This is a genomic window from Atlantibacter sp. MEI4A-1023 (assembly GCF_056155425.1).
On record NZ_CM149568.1, the window covers coordinates 2,542,288 to 2,561,383 of the forward strand.

Genomic DNA, 19,096 nt, shown 5'->3' on the forward strand with positions numbered 1-19,096 from the left:
AACCGGGAGGCCGTGATTTTAGGAATTACGGTACATCGTAACCGAGCGCCGCCTTACGGATGCGGAACCACTGCTGGCGGGTCATCTCCAGCGACAGCGCATGGATTGCCGAGCGCACCCGTTCGATTTTGCCGGAACCGATAATCGGCAGCGGCTGCGACGGCAGGCGCATCACCCACGCGTAAACCACCTGCTCAATGGTCTGCGCGCCAGTTTCCTGTGCCACTTGCTGCAATTCATCGCGCAGCGGCTGGAAGGTCTCGTCGTTAAACAGACGGCCGCCGCCGAGGCATGACCAGGCCATCGGTCGAATGCGCAACTGCTGAAGCTGGTCCAGCGTACCGTCCAGCAGCAACGGCTGGTGAACCGGAGAAATTTCCACCTGGTTAGTCGCCAGGGTAAACGGCAGGCGCGATTGCAGCAGCGAGAACTGCGCCGGGGTAAAGTTCGACACGCCGAAGTGGCGCACCTTACCGGCCTGATGAAGCTGTAAAAAGGCTTCCGCCACTTCATCTGCATCCATCAGCGGGTCCGGGCGGTGGATCAGCAGCAAATCAATGTGCTCTATGGCGAGATTCTTGAGCGAGGCCTCGGCGCTCTCGACAATATGCGCGCGGTCAGTGATGTAGTGGCCGATTTTATTCTCGGCTTTCGCCGTCGTGGCGATACCGCATTTGGTGACAATCTCCATTCTGTCGCGCAGCTGTGGTGCCAGTTTCAACGCTTCGCCAAACGCCGCTTCGCACTGGTAACCGCCGTAAATGTCTGCGTGATCGACAGTGGTGATCCCCAAATCGAGATGTTGTTCGATAAAGCTGACCAGCTCCCGCGCCGACATATTCCAGTCCATCAGCCGCCAGTAACCCATCACCAGACGTGAAAATTCCGGGCCTTGCGGCGCAAGGGTAATACGCTGAACCATCTTAATTTCCTCGACGAATAAATGAATGCTGAGTATACGTGACTGTGGAAACTAGAAAAGTGAAGGTTGTTGCGGTTCATCATCCTGCGGAGTTTTACTGGCGCGCAGCTTACGCAACCAGCGCTGACGGCACAGGCGTAACACGTCCTGCTTCTGGGCGTCGCTAAATGATTGCCAGTTAAAGCGTTCGTCCCGGCTGCGCATACAGCCCCGGCAAAAGCCTTTTTCATCAGACTGGCAAATCCCGCGACACGGGCTTTGGATCGGGAAAAACTCGAGTTGCTCGGCCACAGGCCCTCCGGGAAGAACGCATTGCTGTAATTGAAGCCTGTGATAGCGGTTGTTGCAAGCCACGCGAATTTTTATGTGACAACGTCACCGAAAAATTTCCGTATTGACGATTAAAAGTTTGCATTAGACCGATCGGTCTACTACAGTAATCGCCATGAACAAGATAGCTGAACACGATACCCGCGAACATATCCTGGCCACCGGCGAGCAACTTTGCCTGCACCGGGGCTTTGTGGGCATGGGGCTGAGCGAACTGTTAAAAACGGCTGAAGTGCCAAAAGGCTCGTTCTATCACTACTTCCGCTCTAAAGAGGCGTTTGGCGTGGCGATGCTGGAACGCTATTACACGGCGTATCATCAGCGCCTGACGCAGCACTTCTCTGCGCCCGGCACCAACGCCCGCGAAAAGCTACTGGCGCATTATCAGCAAACGCTGCAGCAGTTTTGCCAGCACGACCAGATTAACGGCTGCCTGACGGTGAAACTTTCTGCCGAAGTGTGCGATCTGTCGGAAGATTTGCGTATCGCGCTGGAGAGCGGCGCGGCGAAAATTGTCGCTCTACTGGCAGAGAATCTGGCGCAGGGTGTAAAAGAAGGCAGCCTGGCGTTAACCCAGGACGCCGTTTCCGCCGCTAACGTGCTTTACGCGCTGTGGCTGGGTGCCAGCTTACAGGCCAAAATTTCGCGCAGTGCGCTGCCCTTAGAGAGCGCGTTGATGCATGTACAATCACTACTCTCAGCACCTGAGTAACAGGTGCTTTTTATTTCGAACATTGCTAGACGACCGGTCTACTCAGGAGTTTATATGTCTTCAGAAAAACTGTTTACCCCATTAAAAGTGGGCGCTGTCACCGCGCCGAACCGCGTATTTATGGCTCCGCTGACCCGTCTGCGCAGCATTGAGCCGGGCGATATCCCGACCGCCATGATGGTGGAGTATTACCGCCAGCGCGCCAGCTCCGGTCTGATCATCAGTGAAGCGACCCAAATTTCCGCACAAGCTAAAGGTTATGCGGGTGCGCCGGGCCTGCACAGCGATGAACAAATCGCCGCCTGGAAGAAAATCACCGCCGCCGTTCATGAACGCGATGGCCGTATCGCGGTACAGCTGTGGCACACCGGGCGTATCTCCCACGCCAGCCTTCAACCAGGCGGCGAAGCGCCGGTCGCTCCTTCGGCGATCCGTGCGGAAACCCGCACTTCTTTACGTGATGAGCGGGGGCACGCCATCCGGGTTGACACCTCTACCCCACGCGCGCTGGAAACAGCAGAGATCCCGGGTATCGTGAATGACTTCCGCCAGGCGGTCATCAATGCCCGCGAAGCCGGGTTCGATCTGGTGGAACTGCACGCCGCCCACGGCTATCTGCTGCACCAGTTCCTGTCCCCGGCCTCTAACCAGCGCACCGACGCCTGGGGCGGCAGCATCGAAAACCGCACCCGTTTAGTGCTTGAAGTGGTGGATTCAGTCAGCGATGCCTGGGCGTCCGATCGCATCGGCATCCGTATTTCACCGCTGGGTCCGTTCAACGGCCTCGACAACGGCGAAGACCAGGAAGAAGCCGCGCTGTATCTGATTGGCGAACTGGCGAAGCGTAACCTGGCCTACCTGCATATTTCCGAACCAGACTGGGCAGGCGGCAAGCCTTACTCCGATGAATTCCGCGCTAAAGTGCGCCAGCAGTATCCAGGCGTGATCGTTGGCGCAGGGGCTTACACGGTGGAAAAAGCCGAAGCGTTGATTTCCAAAGGCTATATCGATGCCGTGGCGTTTGGCCGCGTCTATATCGCTAACCCCGATCTGGTAGAGCGCCTGCAGCGTAAAGCGGAACTGAACGCGCAGAAACCGGAGCTGTTCTACGGCGGCGGCGCGGAAGGCTATATCGACTACCCGACGCTGCAATCGTAATTGATAGCGGCGACGCATCGCCGCTATACTAAAATTCTCTTGATGGCTAAAAACTTACCGATAACGAGGATGTTATGCGTTTACTTCACACCATGTTACGCGTTGGCGATTTGCAACGTTCTATCGATTTCTACACCAAAGTGCTGGGCATGACCCTGCTACGCACCAGCGAAAACGAAGAGTACAAGTACTCTCTGGCCTTCGTGGGCTACGGTCCAGAAAGTGAAGAAGCGGTTATCGAGCTGACTTACAACTGGGGGGTGGACAGCTATGAACTCGGCACTGCATACGGCCACATCGCGCTAAGCGTTGATAACGCGGCTGAAGCCTGCGAACGCATTCGCGCTAACGGCGGCAATGTCACTCGTGAAGCAGGCCCGGTTAAAGGCGGCACCACGGTTATCGCCTTCGTAGAAGATCCAGACGGTTACAAAATCGAACTGATCGAAGCCAAAGACGCTGGCAAAGGCCTCGGTAACTGATTACCTGGCGGGCGCTAACTGCGCCCGTCCTGCTGCAACTCCTCCCTTTTTTTGCCATAATACGCGCTGCTTTTATTCCCCAACATAGAGACGCTGATGTCCGACAACGTTCAACTTACCGGTCTGTGCGACCGTTTTCGTGGTTTTTATCCCGTCGTGATTGATGTGGAAACTGCCGGATTCAACGCTAAAACCGACGCCCTGCTGGAAATTGCAGCCGTCACGCTAAAAATGGACGAACAGGGCTGGCTCGGTATCGACGAGACGCTGCACTTCCATGTCGAACCCTTCGAAGGCGCCCTGTTACAACCCGAAGCGCTGGCCTTTAACGGCATCGATCCCCATAACCCGCTGCGCGGCGCGGTCAGCGAATACGATGCGCTACACGCCATTTTTAAAATGGTGCGCAAAGGCATAAAAGATCGCGGCTGCAACCGGGCGATTATGGTGGCGCACAACGCCACGTTCGATCACGGTTTTTTGATGGCGGCGGCGGAACGCGCCTCCCTGAAGCGCAACCCTTTCCACCCGTTTGTTACCTTTGATACCGCGGCGTTAAGCGGCCTGGCATTAGGGCAAACTGTGCTGGCGAAAGCCTGCCTGGCGGCGGGTATCCCGTTTGACAGCACTCAGGCGCACTCGGCGCTGTACGACACCGAACAAACGGCGCTGCTGTTCTGTGAAATCGTCAACCGCTGGAAGCGGCTCGGCGGCTGGCCTGTGCCGCCGCTACAGGCCGACGAATAAAAAAAAAGCGACCTCAGGTCGCTTTTTTTATGCTTGTGCGAATTATTCCGCGTCAGATTCTTTGTGCTTCTCAGCCGTTTCTTTGATCAGCTGTTGCAGTTCGCCGCGCTGATACATTTCGATAATGATATCGCAGCCGCCGACCAGTTCGCCGTCTACCCACAGTTGCGGGAAGGTCGGCCAGTTAGCGTATTTCGGCAGCTCGGCGCGGATGTCCGGGTTCTGCAGAATATCAACGTAAGCAAAACGTTCGCCGCAAGCAGACAGCGCCTGCACGGCCTGAGCGGAAAAACCGCAGCTCGGCAGTTTCGGAGAGCCCTTCATATACAGCAGGATTGGGTTTTCAGCGATTTGGCGTTCAATTTTTTCGATTGTGGTGCTCATTGTCTTGCTTCCTCAAGCTTCTCAGGCAAACAGCCTGTATTTTACTGGTTATCAGGGAACCGTGTAAATCGGGTAGATACAACGCCACAGTCCCGGTAAACATGTGGCAAGAATAACATTTTCACCGCGTAAAGCCTTACTCTTTCACTCAACTATTGTGCAAATAACCCTCATGCGATTCGCCAGTTGGTTATTTTATTTGCGCCCGGTACCAAAACAGCGTTTTGGGATAATAACTCTATTACCTTAGAGCAATTTTATAGATTAGAATCGACGGGTTTTTGGAAATCACCCGCTGGCATGATTGTCAGCTTAGTTCAGGGGAACGCTCAGTGGCGCGGATGAATAAAGTTTCGCTTACGCTTTGTGCTCTATTTTTTGCCTCTTTAAGCTTTACGCCATTAGCTCAGGCGTCGGAGAACGCACGTCCCTCAGCCGTGCATAAGCAAGTCACAAAAACCAAGACCAGCAGCAAAAAGACCACGACCAGCAAGACCGCAGCAAAGAAAAAAACCACGAAAACATCAGCAGCAAAGACCGCGAAAGCAACCAGCGCTAAAAAAATCACCTCCGGTAAAAAAACTGCCACCTCTTCCAAAACCGTAGCCAAAAATCGTCGGGTAGCTCAACCTGTGACCGCCGCTGCGGACGTCGTCAAACAGACCTGTACCACATCCCGCAAAACCGGCAAGAAAAAGTGCGTGACGGCAAAAACCAGCAAGCCGACCAGCATTGCCGAAGCGCATAAAATCCGGGTGCAGAAGGCGCAGCAAACCGCCATGAATAAACTGATGGGCCAGATTGGTAAACCCTACCGCTGGGGCGGCTCTTCGCCACGTACCGGTTTTGATTGCAGCGGGTTGATTTATTACGCCTATAAAGATCTGGTGAAGTTCCGCATTCCGCGTACCGCCAATGAAATGTACCACCTGCGCGACGCCTCGCCGGTGAACGTGGCGGAGCTGGAAAGCGGCGACCTGGTGTTCTTCCGCACCCGTGGCCGTGGCACCGCCGACCACGTGGGCGTTTACGTCGGCAACGGGAAATTTATCCAGTCGCCGCGCTCTGGTCGCGATATTGAAATTACGTCTCTCAGCGAAGATTACTGGCAGCGCCATTATGTGGGTGCACGCCGCGTAATGACGTCAAAAACTATTCGTTAATCCTCCCCCTGCCTGGCTAACAGGCAGGTAACTTCATCTTTTGCTTACCCTTTTGATTTGCTACCCTAAAGCCACACTAAATTTGTGGAATTTAGTGAAACATAATAAGGAGTGAAGCAATGTCGTTCGAATTACCTGCATTACCGTATGCCAAAGAGGCCCTCGCGCCGCATATCTCCGCTGAAACCCTGGAGTACCACTACGGCAAGCACCATCAGGCCTATGTCACCAATCTGAATAACCTGATCAAAGGCACCGCGTTTGAAGGAAAATCACTGGAAGAGATCGTGCGCAGCGCTGAAGGTGGGGTTTTCAATAACGCTGCACAAGTGTGGAACCACACCTTCTACTGGCACTGCCTGGCACCTCAGGCGGGCGGCGAGCCGACCGGCACGCTGGCTGACGCCATCAACACGGCGTTTGGCAGCTTTGCGGAGTTCAAAGCGCAGTTCACCGATGCGGCTATTAAGAACTTTGGTTCTGGCTGGACATGGCTGGTGAAAAAACCTGACGGCGCGCTGGCGATTGTCTCAACCTCTAACGCCGGTACTCCGCTAACCAGCGATGCTAAACCGCTGTTGACGGTGGACGTGTGGGAACATGCTTACTACATCGATTACCGCAACGCCCGCCCGCAGTATCTGGAGCACTTCTGGGCGCTGGTAAACTGGGAGTTTGCGGCGAAAAACTTCGCCGCCTAAGCCCCTGTCACGGAGAAGGTCGCCCTTCTCCGTTTTTTATTCCGCCGCACACAGCGTCTCGCGTTCACGTCTTGATGACAGCACCACCAGCGCCAGCCCGACCGATGCAATCATTGCGCCCATCACCGGCACCATGCTGAACCCTAACCCCGCCTGGATCACCGCGCCGCCTGCCGCCGCGCCCAGCGCATTGCCCAGGTTAAACGCCCCGATATTTACCGATGACGACAGTCCCGGCGCTTCGCTGGCAACGCGCATCACGCGCATCTGCAACGGCGGCACCACCGCAAAGGTCGCCGCGCCCCATACCACCATGCTCAGCGCCGCGCCAAATTCACTGCGCGCCAGCCACGGAATAGCGGCCATAATCACGATCAGCAGCAATAAAAAGCCTTTCAGGGTGCCGGTCACGGATTTATCCGCCAGTCGGCCACCCAGCCAGTTGCCAAGGGAGAAACCGACGCCAATCAGCACCAGCATCGCGGTAACGAACAGCGGCGTCGCGTGGGTAACATGCTGCAATACCGGGGAAATATAGGTATACAGCGTAAACATCGCCCCCGCGCCTAAGACGGTGGTTAACAGTGCGCTGACCACCTGCGGACGCATCAGTACCGACAACTCTTTTTTCACGTCCGGGCGTTCGCCTGCGCCGCCTTTCGGCAGCGAGAACCACAGGCTAACCATAGAAATCACGCCGAGGCCCGCCGTCGCCAGGAACGACATCCGCCAGCCGATGGTCTCGCCGAGCCACGTGGCAGCAGGCACGCCGCCGATATTGGCAATCGTCAGGCCCATAAACATCGTGGCGACCGCGCTGGCCTGTTTATGTTTCGGCACTACGCTTGCCGCGACCACCGACCCCAGGCCAAAAAACGCGCCGTGGTTCAGGCTGGTGATAATGCGTGAGATCATTAAAGTGGCGTAATCCGGCGCGATGGCAGAAAGCACATTGCCGAGAGTGAAAATCGCCATCAGGAAGATCAGCGCGCTGCGCCGTGCACGATGAGACAAAAGCAGCGTCATCAGCGGCGCGCCAACCATCACCCCTACCGCATAGGCGCTGATGAGCATTCCGGCAGCAGGGATCGAGACATCGACACCTTTTGCGATGACCGGCAACAGCCCCATCGGTGAAAACTCAGTCGTGCCGATCCCAAACGCGCCGATAGCCAGCGCCAGCAACGGATAATTTATTTTCATTGGTGAATTCCAGAAATCGTGTCGCTTCACGTGTGTTTACTACACGGCGACTTGTAGCAAAAAAGAAGCAAAGAGTGACATTTGTCACATCAGAAAGGAAGTAACCATTTTGGCAAAAGATTTTTGCGCAAATGTGAATAATGAGGTGAAACAGAAGCGGGAGTCAGGAAATCGAACCAAACACCAAAAAATAGCCATTTTCTGGTGTTTGTTATTGCCAAACGCGGTCGAAATGTAATTTCTGTTTAGTTCAGTACCGCAACTAAACCGGTTGCCACAATCAGTCCCAGCACGATAACGGTCGTCACCAGAGAAAATTTCAGGTCTGTGCTCATTTTTGCTCTCCTTGTTACCCACATTAAAAGTGTGTGCAGATCATTTTTGCATAAATTCAGACAAAATTACCACGGGATTTAAGCTGATATGCGTTTTCCCTCTTCCCCTTTTGCGCAAGATCAGACAAAATCCGTCGCTACCTTATTTTTCACCAGCCATTGACCCCCTCCTTTTAATGTCGCAATCCCCGACATACTGCAACCGAAATGTTGCGGACCGAGGTTGGCATAGGCAAACGTTTAACCTGTGATGAACAGGGGCTCGGAGAGGGTCTGGAGTAACAAGAATGGCAACAATAAAAGATGTCGCTAAACGCGCAAACGTTTCCACTACAACTGTGTCGCATGTGATTAACAAAACCCGCTTTGTTGCGGAAGAAACACGCAACGCAGTTTGGGCAGCCATCAAGGAATTGCACTATTCCCCGAGCGCCGTGGCGCGCAGTTTAAAAGTTAATCACACCAAATCTATCGGTTTGCTGGCGACCAGCAGCGAAGCGCCCTATTTTGCTGAAATTATCGAAGCCGTGGAAAACAGTTGTTTCACCAAAGGCTATACGCTGATCCTCGGTAACGCCCATAACAACCAGGAAAAACAGCGCGCCTATCTGTCGATGATGGCGCAAAAGCGCGTCGACGGTTTACTGGTGATGTGCTCCGAATACCCGGAATCCCTGCTGTCGATGCTGGAAGAGTATCGCCATATTCCGATGGTGGTGATGGACTGGGGCGAATCCAAAGCCGACTTCACCGACTCGGTGATCGATAACGCCTTCCAGGGCGGTTATATGGCCGGGCGCTACCTGATTGAGCGCGGCCACCGCGAAATCGGCGTGATCCCCGGTCCGCTGGAACGTAACACCGGCGCGGGCCGTCTGGCCGGTTTCCTGAAAGCGCTGGAAGAAGTGCAAATCAGCGTGCCGGAAAACTGGATTGTGCAGGGTGATTTCGAGCCGGAATCCGGCTATCGCGCCATGCAGCAGATCCTTTCCCAGCAGCCGCGCCCTACCGCCGTGTTCTGCGGCGGCGACGTGATGGCGATGGGCGCGATTTGCGCCGCCGATGAGATGGGCCTGCGGGTGCCGCAGGATATTTCGGTGATCGGTTATGACAATGTGCGCAACGCGCGCTATTTCAGCCCGGCGCTGACGACCATTCATCAGCCGAAAGATTCCCTGGGCGAAACCGCGTTTAATATGCTGCTCGACCGCATCGTGAATAAGCGCGAAGAGTCACAAACCATCGAAGTGCATCCGCGTCTGATTGAGCGCCGCTCCGTCGCAGACGGTCCGTTCCGCGACTACCGCCGTTAATCCTCCCGGAGCCGGTTATTCCGGCTCCATCAACCACTCCCGGTTCAGCGTTTCGCTATCGCCCAGATAATCCAGCAGCCACAGCAGCGCAGGTGAAGTATCGGTTTGTTTCCAGGTGAGGCAGCACGGGGAGTCCGGGAACGGGTCGTCCAGTTCCAGCTTTTTCCAGTGCCCTGCCACTACCGGGTCGTGCGCCACATGCGCAGGCACCATGCCGACGCACAAGCCGTTGTTTAAACACGCCACCGCTGTCGCCCAGTCTGGCACCACCACGCGGCGCTGATTATCCAGCAGCCAGGTGGTGCGCTTGGGCAATGAGCGCGAGGTATCTTCCAGTACCAGCGACGGCCACTGGCGCAGTTGGTCATCGCTGAGCGGTGTCTGTTCCGCCGCCAGCGGATGGCTGGCGCTCACCACACACTGCCAGCTTAGCGGCCCCATATCGCGAAACGCGAACCGTCCGCCCACCGGGATCGCCTGGGTCGCGCCAATCGCCAGCTCGACGCGCCCGTCCGACAGCGCATCCCACACGCCGTTAAACACTTCCTGGGCGACAATCAGTTCCACATCGTCGAAATGACGATAGAAATCAAGGATTAGCTGGCGGGTACGCGCCGGTTTGACGATATTATCCACCGCAATAGAGAGCTGCCCGCGCCAGCCGTTGGCGATCTGCTGGCACTGCTGGCGCGTGACCATCATTTTTCTGATAACAGAACGGCCCTCTTTTAAAAACCACGCCCCGGCAGGCGTTAGCTCCACTTCCCGGTGACGGCGGATAAATAGCGGAACCGCCAGCCATTCTTCCAGTTGTTTAACGGTATAGCTCACCGCCGACGGCACCCGGTGCAGTTCCTGCGCCGCCGCGCTGAAGCTGCCGTTACGCGCCACCGCATCAACCACTTCCAGTGAATATTCAGACCACATGTTCTGCCTGCAAAAAATTTGAAAGGAACGTGCAAATATTAACGTTTCACAAGGACGATTGCACTTTTGTACACTCCTGCGTCCGTAATAAGCGTTATCAGATCAAAAAAGAAGAGAATTACCATGCGTCCTTCACGAGGTTTTTTAGTCTGGCTGGCAGGGTTAAGCGTTCTGGGCTTCCTGGCTACCGATATGTATTTACCGGCGTTTGCCGCCATTCAGCAGGATTTGGGCACAGAGGCCTCTGCCGTTAGCGCCAGCCTGAGTTTATTCCTGGCCGGGTTTGCCGTTGCGCAACTGGCGTGGGGCCCGTTATCCGATCGCTATGGCCGTAAGCCGATTTTACTGGCGGGCCTGGGCATATTCGCCGTGGGCTGTCTCGGCATGCTGTGGGTAGACAATACCGCCATGCTGCTGGCGCTGCGCTTTGTCCAGGCGGTAGGCGTCTGTGCCGCTGCCGTAACCTGGCAGGCGCTGGTCACCGATTATTATCCCGCGACCCGCACCAACCGCATTTTCGCCACCATTATGCCGCTGGTCGCGCTGTCGCCTGCTCTCGCCCCGCTGTTAGGCAGCTGGCTGCTGCATCATTTTGACTGGAAAGTGATTTTCCTGGTGCTGTTTGCCGTCACCCTAGTCTTGATGATCCCGGCGCTGCGCCTGAAACCGCGTGCGCCGGCGCACCATGCCGACGCGCCGTCGCTCAGCTTCATGACGTTGCTGCGTTCCAAAACCTACCGTGGCAACGTGCTCATTTACGCAGGCTGCTCCGCCAGCTTCTTTGCCTGGCTCACCGGCTCGCCGTTTATCCTTAATGACATGGGTTACGGACCAACGGCGATTGGCCTGAGCTATGTGCCGCAAACCATCGCGTTTCTGATTGGCGGTTACGGCTGTCGCAGCGCGTTGAAAAAATGGCATGGCCCGCAGATGCTGCCGTGGCTGTTGATTCTGTTTACGCTGAGCGTGGTCGCCACCTGGGGCGCAGGGCTCATGCCGAATGCCAGCCTGACGCTGGTGCTGATCCCGTTCTGCCTGATGGCGGCGGTGAACGGCGCGATTTATCCCATCGTGGTGGCATCTGCCCTGCAACCGTTCCCCCAGGCGACCGGCCGTGCCGCCGCGCTGCAAAACACCTTGCAGCTGGGCTTGTGCTTTATTGCCAGCCTGGCGGTCTCCTGGTTGGTCTCTTCCGCGCCGCTGCTCTCTACCACCAGCGTGATGCTGTCTACCGTGCTGATTGTCACTCTGGGCTATCGCATGCAGGCCACTGACAGCGCAACCGCGCGGCTGCGTGAGCCTGCGACCTCATCGCAAAGCTCCTGATCCGCCTTGCAAATTTAATTAGACTGCTAATCATTTTTTATTGAACGCCTGTTGGGTGAGTTCTATACTGATTGGCAGTCTTTTAAAAATAAAAGTCTCTACGGATTTTCATTTAGCACCACGGATGGCCTTTAAGGTAAGGGCCTTCTCCCTTCCTCTGTTCTCGTCGGATTTCAGGCTCGCGGATTATTCCGCGATTTCTCGACGCCCTGCATTCAGGGCGATGTTCACCGCACAGTGATGGAGAAGCTATGAGTTCATCGTGTATAGAAGAAGTCGAGCCACGGGACAATCAGTGGTTCCGTATTGTTAATGACCTGCTGAGCAAAGCGGGTGTCGCTATTAATGGCCCTTCCCCTGCCGATCTCCAGGTCAAAAACCCCGATTTTTATAAACGCGTATTGCAACAGGGATCGCTCGGTCTCGGCGAAAGCTATATGGACGGCTGGTGGGAATGCGAACGGCTGGACCAGTTTTTTACCAACGTGATTAAAGCGGGTCTGGAAAACCAACTGCCGACCCATTTTAAAGATACGTTGCGGGTGTTGAGCGCGCGGATCTTCAATCTTCAAACGCAAAAACGCGCCTGGAGGGTGGGTAAAGAGCACTACGATTTAGGCAACGATCTGTTCAGCCTGATGCTGGACGGGCAGATGCAGTACTCCTGTGGCTACTGGAAAACGGCTGACAATCTCGCCGACGCCCAGCGCGATAAACTGCGGCTGGTGTGTGAAAAACTCCAGCTGGAACCGGGGATGCGTTTACTGGATATCGGCTGCGGCTGGGGCGGCCTGGCGGAGTTCGCCGCGCGGGAATATGGCGTCTCGGTGACCGGTGTGACCATCTCTGCCGAGCAGCAGAAAATGGCGCGGGAACGCTGCCAGGGGCTGAACGTGACTATCCTGTTGCAGGACTACCGCGAACTGGATGATCGCTTTGACCGTATCGTTTCGGTGGGCATGTTTGAACACGTCGGTCCGAAAAACTATGACACCTATTTCGAGGTGGTGAACCGTAATCTAAAACCCGACGGGATTTTCTTATTGCATACCATCGGCTCGCGTAAAACGGATAACAACGTCGACCCGTGGATCGATAAGTATATTTTCCCCAACGGCTGTCTGCCTTCTGTGCGCCATATCGCCGACGCCAGCGCCCGCCATTTTGTGATGGAGGACTGGCACAACTTCGGTGCAGATTACGATAAAACCCTGATGGCCTGGCATGCGCGGTTTATGGAGGCGTGGCCTACGCTTGCGGGCAATTATTCTGAACGTTTTAAACGCATGTTCAGCTATTACCTGAACGCCTGCGCCGGGGCGTTTCGCGCCCGGGATCTGCAACTCTGGCAGGTAGTGTTTAGCCGGGGTATCGAAAACGGTTTGCGCGTGGCGCGCTAAATAAAACCCCGGTTTCCCGGGGTTTTTTGTGGCTTATGCGTCAGGGATTATCGTTGCCGCATCACGCGCCGCCAGCACGCGTTCTACTGTATCCACCACCGCCTGGGTCTGCGGATCGATTTCAATATTAACCCGATGGCCGAGCTTTTTATTTCCCAGCGTGGTGCGCTGAAGCGTCTCGGGAATTAAATAGACGCAGAAGCGGGTGGCGGTCACCTCGCCCACCGTCAGGCTAATACCATCAATGCCAATAAATCCTTTATGCAGGATATACTTCATCAGCGTGGCGTCCTGCGGCTTAAACCAGATTTGGCGGTTATTTTCCGAGGTTAATATTTTGGATACTTCCGCTGTGGTCATAATATGGCCAGACATCAAATGTCCGCCAATTTCATCACTGAATTTCGCGGCGCGTTCGATATTCACCCTGTCGCCGACGGCCAGTTCGCCCAAATTAGTGATACGCAGAGTTTCTTTCATTAAATCAAAGCTTACCTGGTTGCCGTCAATCTGCGTGACCGTGAGGCAACAGCCGTTGTGCGCCACCGACGCGCCGGTTTCAAGGCCCGGCAGCAGCGACGGTGGTAATTCCACCACATGGGTGCGGAAATTCGGTTTTTCATCAATGGCGATAATTTTCGCCACGCCCTGGACAATACCGGTAAACATAAGGCTAACTCCTGAATAACAGTAAACTGGCGAGGTGCCATTCACATCATGCATGCACAATAACAGGTGAAAATTGCGCATGCCAGTAGGTTGCACAATTCACTGGCTTAATAATGAACTCCCGCTACAATAGTCTGACTATTCCCCTGCAACCTCTTCTTGCTGCCACGTTTGGCGGCTTTCTGTTTTGTCAAATAACAACAATATAAAAGGTGTTCTCGTGCAGAAGTATTTTGTCGAAGCGCGTCAGTTATTAGCCCTGGCGATCCCGGTGATCCTCGCGCAAATCGCCCAAACCTCCATGGGGTTCGTCGATACGGTCATGGCCGGGGGTTACAGCGCCACCGATATGGCCGCCGTCGCCATTGGGACTTCGGTGTGGCTGCCCGCCATTCTGTTTGGTCACGGACTGCTGTTGGCCCTCACGCCGGTTATCGCCCAGCTTAACGGTTCAGGGCGGCGTGACCGGGTTGCCCATCAAATCCAGCAGGGTTTTTGGCTGGCGGGAATGGTGTCGCTGTTGGTGATGTTCGTGTTGTGGAATGCCGGTTACATCATTCATGCCATGCATGATATCGACCCGCTGATGGCGGATAAAGCCGTTGGCTACCTGCGGGCGTTGCTGTGGGGCGCGCCGGGCTACCTGTTCTTTCAGGTGATGCGTAACCAGTGCGAAGGGTTGGCAAAAACCAAACCTGGCATGGTGATGGGCTTTATCGGCCTGCTGGTTAACATCCCGGTGAACTACATCTTTATTTACGGTCACTTCGGCATGCCGGAACTGGGCGGCGTCGGCTGCGGCGTGGCGACGGCGTCGGTGTACTGGGTGATGTTTATCGCCATGCGTTCTTACGTTACCCGCGCCCGTTCAATGCGCGATATCCACAGCACGTCGGGCTTCCAGAAACCGGACTGGGCGGTGCTTAAGCGCCTGACCCAACTGGGCCTGCCCATCGCGCTGGCGCTGTTTTTCGAAGTGACGCTGTTTGCCGTGGTGGCGCTGCTGGTATCGCCGCTGGGGATTGTTAACGTGGCCGGGCACCAGATCGCGCTTAACTTCAGCTCGCTGATGTTCGTTTTGCCGCTGTCGCTTGGCGCGGCGGTGACAATCCGCGTAGGTTACCGTCTGGGCCAGGGGTCGACGCTGGAGGCGCAAACCGCGGCCAGGACCGGGCTGGGCGTCGGCGTCTGCATGGCGGTGTTTACCGCGCTGTTTACCGTGATTTTCCGCGAACCTATCGCCCTGCTGTATAACGATAATCCGGCGGTTATCACGCTGGCCACCCAGCTGATGCTGCTGGCGGCGATTTACCAGATTTCCGACTCAATCCAGGTGATCGGCAGCGGCATTCTGCGTGGTTATAAAGATACCCGCTCGATTTTCTTTATCACGTTTACCGCCTATTGGGTGCTGGGGCTGCCGAGCGGCTATATTCTGGCGCTGACCGACTGGGTGGTCGAGCCGATGGGTCCGGCAGGTTTCTGGATGGGCTTTATTATCGGCCTGACCTCGGCAGCGATCCTGATGATGCTGCGGATGCGCTTCCTGCAACGCCAGCCGTCGTCGGTGATATTGCACCGCGCAGCGCGCTAACCGTTAAGGGCATCTTCAGATGCCCTTTTTCTTTTCACGCTAAGGCGCTGATTACTTTCTCCCCGTTTTGCGCAGTTGCTCAGCAATCGCGTGAAATGTGGAAGAAAATTGCCATTTTCCCCTTGCAAGCCTCCAGGGCTGCCGCTAATATTCGTCCCCGCTGTCACACAGTAATGCGTTCATAGCTCAGTTGGTTAGAGCACCACCTTGACATGGTGGGGGTCGTTGGTTCGAGTCCAATTGAACGCACCATTCTCTACAATTTCTACAATGCGTTCGTAGCTCAGTTGGTTAGAGCACCACCTTGACATGGTGGGGGTCGTTGGTTCGAGTCCAATCGAACGCACCATTTCTTTCAGTTCCGTTTCACCGTGTTACTCGCTTTCAATACATCCCACTTCCGTTGGCAAGACTGATATCGCCCGTTACGCTTCCCTGCACGCGAAAATGACGCCAGAACCAGAGTCGCTTCCACGGCGTTAAAGATTCGTCAGTCCGGGCGTACCGCTTGCGCGGTAGAGTACCTATCAGGACCACATCGTCCTGCGCATGGCTCAACAGTTTTCGTAGCGATCCCTGGCGGAGCAGATCCCGGCCCTGACATACCCAGTACGTCGCCATGCCCTGACGGCTAACGTTCTCGATTAACGCCAGTGTCCCGTCTTCAAGCGTGATGATAACGGGCAGCATTTCATTGCCCCAACTCAGGCCATGACGTTTTACGCCGTTCAGTTCCAGCCCCATTAACACAGCCAGCCGCTCAAGCAATTTGTCGCGCTGGGTCATGTTTTCCATGCACAACTGCTGGCGGATGGTGGCGATATTTAACGTCAGACCAAACGTTGACGCGCTTCGCGCCAACAATCTCAGCCAGGACTCGGCTTCATTGACGGATATTGTCATCATTTATCCTTGTGGATATGCGTTTTCAACCGGTGAAGGATGCCAACCGCTAGGGTTTCCAGTCCTTAAGCGAAGGTAACGAGTAGGGTTTCCCGTCGATTTTTACAATCAGTTGATCGGTGGTGATTTTGCTGATCACCACATTCTTCGCCAGGCTATCGCCCTCCTGGTAAAGATGATTGTTGAGTTTGACGCGGCTTTTACTGCCGTCTGATGAGTACATATGTGACTGATATTTCAGATATGGCAGACGTTGGCGCATGACCTCCGGCGGATCGTCAGTACGCTGTTCGCCGCCATTCTCGGCAGCGCGCGTGGCGGCCGGGACAGGTTCATCCATCACACCCTGCGGCACCGCAGAGTTAAATTCGCGGCTCTGTTCGCGTAGTGCCATCGCCAGTTTTTCTCTCAGCTTTGCCGAAATTTCGTCTGAGTTGCCGTCCGGCGGGGACATCAACGCGCTTTCCTGGAACGTGGGGGCGTCATTTTCAGGCGGCGTATTAAGCGGCTTCAGCAGCGGGGAAGCGGCGAACAGCGCATTTTTGAGATCGCTGACATCACCCTGGGTCACCGGCAGCGCTTTGGTGGTATAGACATAATGCACGTCCGAGACCTGGGTTTCCGGCTGCACCACCTGGATAACTGGCGGCGGCGGCGGGTTGCGCAGATCCCAGTAAAGATGCAAATAACTGCCGCCCACCGCGGCGGCAATCCCGCCAATGCCGAATGCCAGCAGCAGCAGGCTATAACTTTTCCAGGCCAGTGGGCCGCTGGCCAGACGAACCCCACGGTTAATTTGCAGACTTTCATACGCCGCAGTGCGGATATTGGACATGTTCAGCCCCCTATTGTTTGACGGCTACCGCTGCCAGCTCGGTTGCAGCGTCCTGTGGTTTAGTTTCCTGGGTCTGGACTTTTTGCAATTGCAGGGTATGGCCGGAGGCGTCTTTATCACGGATAAGCCCAGGCGATTCGCCGGACGCGATAAGTAGCTTCATCAGCGTGCTCTCACCGATTTGTCCGTCGACTTTTATCCCCTTTTTGCGCTGGAATTCTTTGATGTTGTCTACCAGCGCGGCAGACCATCCGGGTGCGCTATTTTTAGGTTTCATTAACGCCCGACTGAGCATTTTATTGAGCCAGGCGATTTCACTGGGGTCGCTTTTCGCATCCACTTTGCTATTACCTTGCGGAGTCAGGCGATACAGTAAAACGTAATTCCCGGTAGCGGCACGTTTGAACCAGTCGCGTGAGACTTGCCATGTTTTGTTGCCCATCAGTAAATCCATATCCCCCGGTCCGCTGCGTACCACGCTGGCATATCCCACCTGTTCGCCAACGCGCAGCTCCGCAAGCCAGGGATAGCCGTTTTTCTCAAGGGCGGACACCGGGCTTTCTCCGCGCTTGCATTGTAATTTCGCCCGCCCTGCCTCTTCGCAAAACGCCTCTTCGAGCGGGACGTCATAACCCCATACCCGGAAGAGCTGACGCATCGCTGCGACGGGTTGGTCTAACGCGTCCTCAATTTTATCGAGGGGTTTGGCCGCAGGCTCGGGCGGCTGTTGCGCCCAGCTAGCGGGAAGTGGCAATAAGGGCGACGTGTGCGGCAATACATGCCAGCCCGTCGCGATAAAAGCGCCCAACCACAGCACGCTGGCGGCCATGCCGAGCGCGTAGTGGCGTTTTTCAAAGGTGAGTTCTTTTAGCGCACCCCTCAAGTGGCGCGGTTTGATACAGGTACTGCGTTCAGCAAAAGCGGCCAGCAAGGTAAAGTCAGCCACTTTGCTAATCAGAGAAAGCTTGCCATGACACCGTGAGTAGATTTTGCGAATTTGCCAGTCAGAAAACAGCAACGCTTCCCGACCATTCCATTGATGCTGATAAGCGAACCAACGGCGAACCTCCTGATAATGAGGTGCCCGGACCGTTATAGAGGTATTAACTTCCGCCAACATGCCTGGCGTTGTTTTTAGTGTTTCCGCGAACGATTTACTGCCTGCCAACAATATGACGATGTCAGCGCCCTGATTACGCGCTTTATCAAGGTGCTTATGTAAAATACGTTTATGTATGAGCGTAAAATTATCGACAATATGTAATATCAGCAAATAACGGTTGTCCCACATGTTATTTTTATCTGTGAAACCGATACAGTCCGCAATCTTTTTGTCGAATTCTTTCGCCGAAAGATTATGGGTTAATTCCACCAGGCAGCCTGGTAATTCGCTTTGCAAGCGTAACCGCGCTATTAGCGCCGAGATAATCGCTTCATCGTCGCCATACAGCCCAATGCTGTCCGATTCGTTGCAGGCATGCGCCAGCATAAGCTCTACGCCCGCAAAGTAATTTATATAACTGCGCTGCTTCGCCTCCTGAAACAGGAGTTCTTTGAAGGGTGTCTCGGCGAAACCGAAATGTGTGAGATACATATTTCTTTTACTCCACATTTATCATTTGGAATGAAACAAATATGAATTCCATTTCGAAAACCGCTATGAAACATCCATTGAATAGGCTTTCCGCACCCGCGTTTCTTTTATTAATAAAAGTTGTGCGGGATTTATCTTGATCGTTTTTAATCGACACTAACAGCTATAGGTTGAACGTCCGGTAATGTCAAGAAATGTCACTTTATTTTAAACAGCTATAATATCAGTGACATATAAAAACACACCCTTTTTTGTTGTTTGATTTAATCGCACAAAATGCGCAACCGAAAATAACAAAAAACCTGTTTATCCTCAGATAACAAACGAATTTTTCATGATCTCAAAGCCTCCTTAACGCGGTCGGCAGACTTTTTTATCTTTATCAAATAAAACTTTTA

General features: G+C 54.7%; 20 protein-coding genes and 2 tRNA genes. 12 read left to right on the forward strand and 10 right to left on the reverse strand.

All coding sequences use genetic code 11. The features are described from left to right. Positions 1-25: 25 nt before the first annotated feature. Together ACVV26_RS12200 and ACVV26_RS12205 are read right to left on the reverse strand one after the other, a co-directional pair. Entirely contained in the window at positions 26-922 is an 897-nt protein-coding gene (locus ACVV26_RS12200) for an aldo/keto reductase (RefSeq protein ID WP_474797263.1), read from the reverse strand. A gap of 51 nt (positions 923-973) precedes the next feature. Then, a complete protein-coding gene (locus ACVV26_RS12205) occupies positions 974-1,213 on the reverse strand; it encodes a DUF1289 domain-containing protein (protein WP_474797266.1) in 240 nt (79 codons plus the stop codon). 154 nt (positions 1,214-1,367) lie between these two features. Here ACVV26_RS12205 and ACVV26_RS12210 point away from each other — a divergent pair, with 154 nt between their 5' ends. The 4 genes from ACVV26_RS12210 to rnt all read left to right on the forward strand — a co-directional run bounded on the left by ACVV26_RS12210 (position 1,368) and on the right by rnt (position 4,351). Continuing rightward, positions 1,368-1,964: a TetR/AcrR family transcriptional regulator gene (locus tag ACVV26_RS12210; RefSeq protein WP_474797268.1), complete on the forward strand. Its 597-nt coding sequence runs from the start codon at positions 1,368-1,370 to the stop codon at positions 1,962-1,964. Positions 1,965-2,018: 54 nt separating this feature from the next. Beyond that, positions 2,019-3,122: an alkene reductase gene (locus ACVV26_RS12215; protein WP_474797270.1), complete on the forward strand. Its 1,104-nt coding sequence runs from the start codon at positions 2,019-2,021 to the stop codon at positions 3,120-3,122. 74 nt (positions 3,123-3,196) lie between these two features. After that, positions 3,197-3,604, forward strand: coding sequence for a lactoylglutathione lyase (gloA, locus tag ACVV26_RS12220; protein WP_002433542.1), 408 nt, complete (start codon positions 3,197-3,199; stop codon positions 3,602-3,604). A gap of 96 nt (positions 3,605-3,700) precedes the next feature. Beyond that, positions 3,701-4,351, forward strand: coding sequence for a ribonuclease T (gene rnt / locus ACVV26_RS12225; RefSeq protein ID WP_312982372.1), 651 nt, complete (start codon positions 3,701-3,703; stop codon positions 4,349-4,351). 42 nt (positions 4,352-4,393) lie between these two features. Here rnt and ACVV26_RS12230 read toward each other — a convergent pair whose 3' ends face one another. Continuing rightward, positions 4,394-4,735 carry a Grx4 family monothiol glutaredoxin gene (locus ACVV26_RS12230; RefSeq protein ID WP_125293445.1) on the reverse strand — a complete coding sequence of 114 codons (342 nt, stop codon included), beginning with the start codon at positions 4,733-4,735 and terminating at the stop codon, positions 4,394-4,396. A gap of 332 nt (positions 4,736-5,067) precedes the next feature. On the opposite strand from ACVV26_RS12230, the gene ACVV26_RS12235 reads away from it, so the two are divergent. Both ACVV26_RS12235 and sodB read left to right on the forward strand, forming a co-directional pair. Continuing rightward, entirely contained in the window at positions 5,068-5,898 is an 831-nt protein-coding gene (locus ACVV26_RS12235) for a C40 family peptidase (protein ID WP_474797272.1), read from the forward strand. Between the two features lie 119 nt (positions 5,899-6,017). Beyond that, positions 6,018-6,599, forward strand: a complete 582-nt coding sequence (gene sodB, locus ACVV26_RS12240) for a superoxide dismutase [Fe] (RefSeq protein WP_474797274.1) — start codon at positions 6,018-6,020, stop codon at positions 6,597-6,599. 36 nt (positions 6,600-6,635) lie between these two features. Here the strand turns inward: sodB and ACVV26_RS12245 are convergent, their stop codons facing one another. Together ACVV26_RS12245 and cydH are read right to left on the reverse strand one after the other, a co-directional pair. After that, positions 6,636-7,802 carry an MFS transporter gene (locus ACVV26_RS12245; RefSeq protein ID WP_474797276.1) on the reverse strand — a complete coding sequence of 389 codons (1,167 nt, stop codon included), beginning with the start codon at positions 7,800-7,802 and terminating at the stop codon, positions 6,636-6,638. A gap of 245 nt (positions 7,803-8,047) precedes the next feature. Further along, positions 8,048-8,137, reverse strand: a complete 90-nt coding sequence (gene cydH, locus ACVV26_RS12250) for a cytochrome bd-I oxidase subunit CydH (protein ID WP_125293449.1) — start codon at positions 8,135-8,137, stop codon at positions 8,048-8,050. Positions 8,138-8,424: 287 nt separating this feature from the next. Between cydH and purR the strand changes: the two genes are divergently transcribed. After that, a complete protein-coding gene (purR, locus tag ACVV26_RS12255; protein WP_312982377.1) occupies positions 8,425-9,450 on the forward strand; it encodes an HTH-type transcriptional repressor PurR in 1,026 nt (341 codons plus the stop codon). Between the two features lie 15 nt (positions 9,451-9,465). Here the strand turns inward: purR and punR are convergent, their stop codons facing one another. Next, entirely contained in the window at positions 9,466-10,377 is a 912-nt protein-coding gene (gene punR, locus ACVV26_RS12260; RefSeq protein ID WP_474797278.1) for a DNA-binding transcriptional activator PunR, read from the reverse strand. A 123-nt stretch (positions 10,378-10,500) separates the two neighbouring features. On the opposite strand from punR, the gene punC reads away from it, so the two are divergent. Together punC and cfa are read left to right on the forward strand one after the other, a co-directional pair. Beyond that, positions 10,501-11,703, forward strand: coding sequence for a purine nucleoside transporter PunC (gene punC / locus ACVV26_RS12265; RefSeq protein ID WP_474797280.1), 1,203 nt, complete (start codon positions 10,501-10,503; stop codon positions 11,701-11,703). A gap of 251 nt (positions 11,704-11,954) precedes the next feature. Then, the gene (gene cfa, locus ACVV26_RS12270) at positions 11,955-13,103 is read left to right on the forward strand and encodes a cyclopropane fatty acyl phospholipid synthase (RefSeq protein WP_474797282.1); all 1,149 of its coding nucleotides are present in this window, start codon (positions 11,955-11,957) and stop codon (positions 13,101-13,103) included. A 33-nt stretch (positions 13,104-13,136) separates the two neighbouring features. Here cfa and ACVV26_RS12275 read toward each other — a convergent pair whose 3' ends face one another. Further along, positions 13,137-13,772, reverse strand: a complete 636-nt coding sequence (locus ACVV26_RS12275; RefSeq protein ID WP_474797284.1) for a riboflavin synthase subunit alpha — start codon at positions 13,770-13,772, stop codon at positions 13,137-13,139. Between the two features lie 220 nt (positions 13,773-13,992). Between ACVV26_RS12275 and mdtK the strand changes: the two genes are divergently transcribed. The 3 genes from mdtK to ACVV26_RS12290 all read left to right on the forward strand — a co-directional run bounded on the left by mdtK (position 13,993) and on the right by ACVV26_RS12290 (position 15,715). Continuing rightward, entirely contained in the window at positions 13,993-15,366 is a 1,374-nt protein-coding gene (gene mdtK, locus ACVV26_RS12280) for an MdtK family multidrug efflux MATE transporter (RefSeq protein ID WP_312982389.1), read from the forward strand. A 175-nt stretch (positions 15,367-15,541) separates the two neighbouring features. Further along, positions 15,542-15,618, forward strand: a tRNA-Val gene (locus ACVV26_RS12285). A 20-nt stretch (positions 15,619-15,638) separates the two neighbouring features. Further along, positions 15,639-15,715 (forward strand) — tRNA-Val (locus ACVV26_RS12290). A gap of 35 nt (positions 15,716-15,750) precedes the next feature. Here the strand turns inward: ACVV26_RS12290 and ACVV26_RS12295 are convergent. From ACVV26_RS12295 to ACVV26_RS12305, 3 genes are read right to left on the reverse strand one after another with little or no spacing between them, the layout of a single operon-like run. Beyond that, complete coding sequence (locus ACVV26_RS12295; protein ID WP_474797286.1) at positions 15,751-16,272, reverse strand: hypothetical protein; 522 nt, start codon at positions 16,270-16,272, stop codon at positions 15,751-15,753. A gap of 46 nt (positions 16,273-16,318) precedes the next feature. Continuing rightward, positions 16,319-17,104, reverse strand: a complete 786-nt coding sequence (locus tag ACVV26_RS12300) for a type II secretion system protein GspB, cryptic system variant (RefSeq protein ID WP_474797288.1) — start codon at positions 17,102-17,104, stop codon at positions 16,319-16,321. A 10-nt stretch (positions 17,105-17,114) separates the two neighbouring features. Then, positions 17,115-18,698 (reverse strand): peptidoglycan-binding domain-containing protein, encoded by a 1,584-nt coding sequence (locus tag ACVV26_RS12305; protein ID WP_474797290.1) that lies wholly within the window; start codon positions 18,696-18,698, stop codon positions 17,115-17,117. Positions 18,699-19,096: the final 398 nt, after the last annotated feature.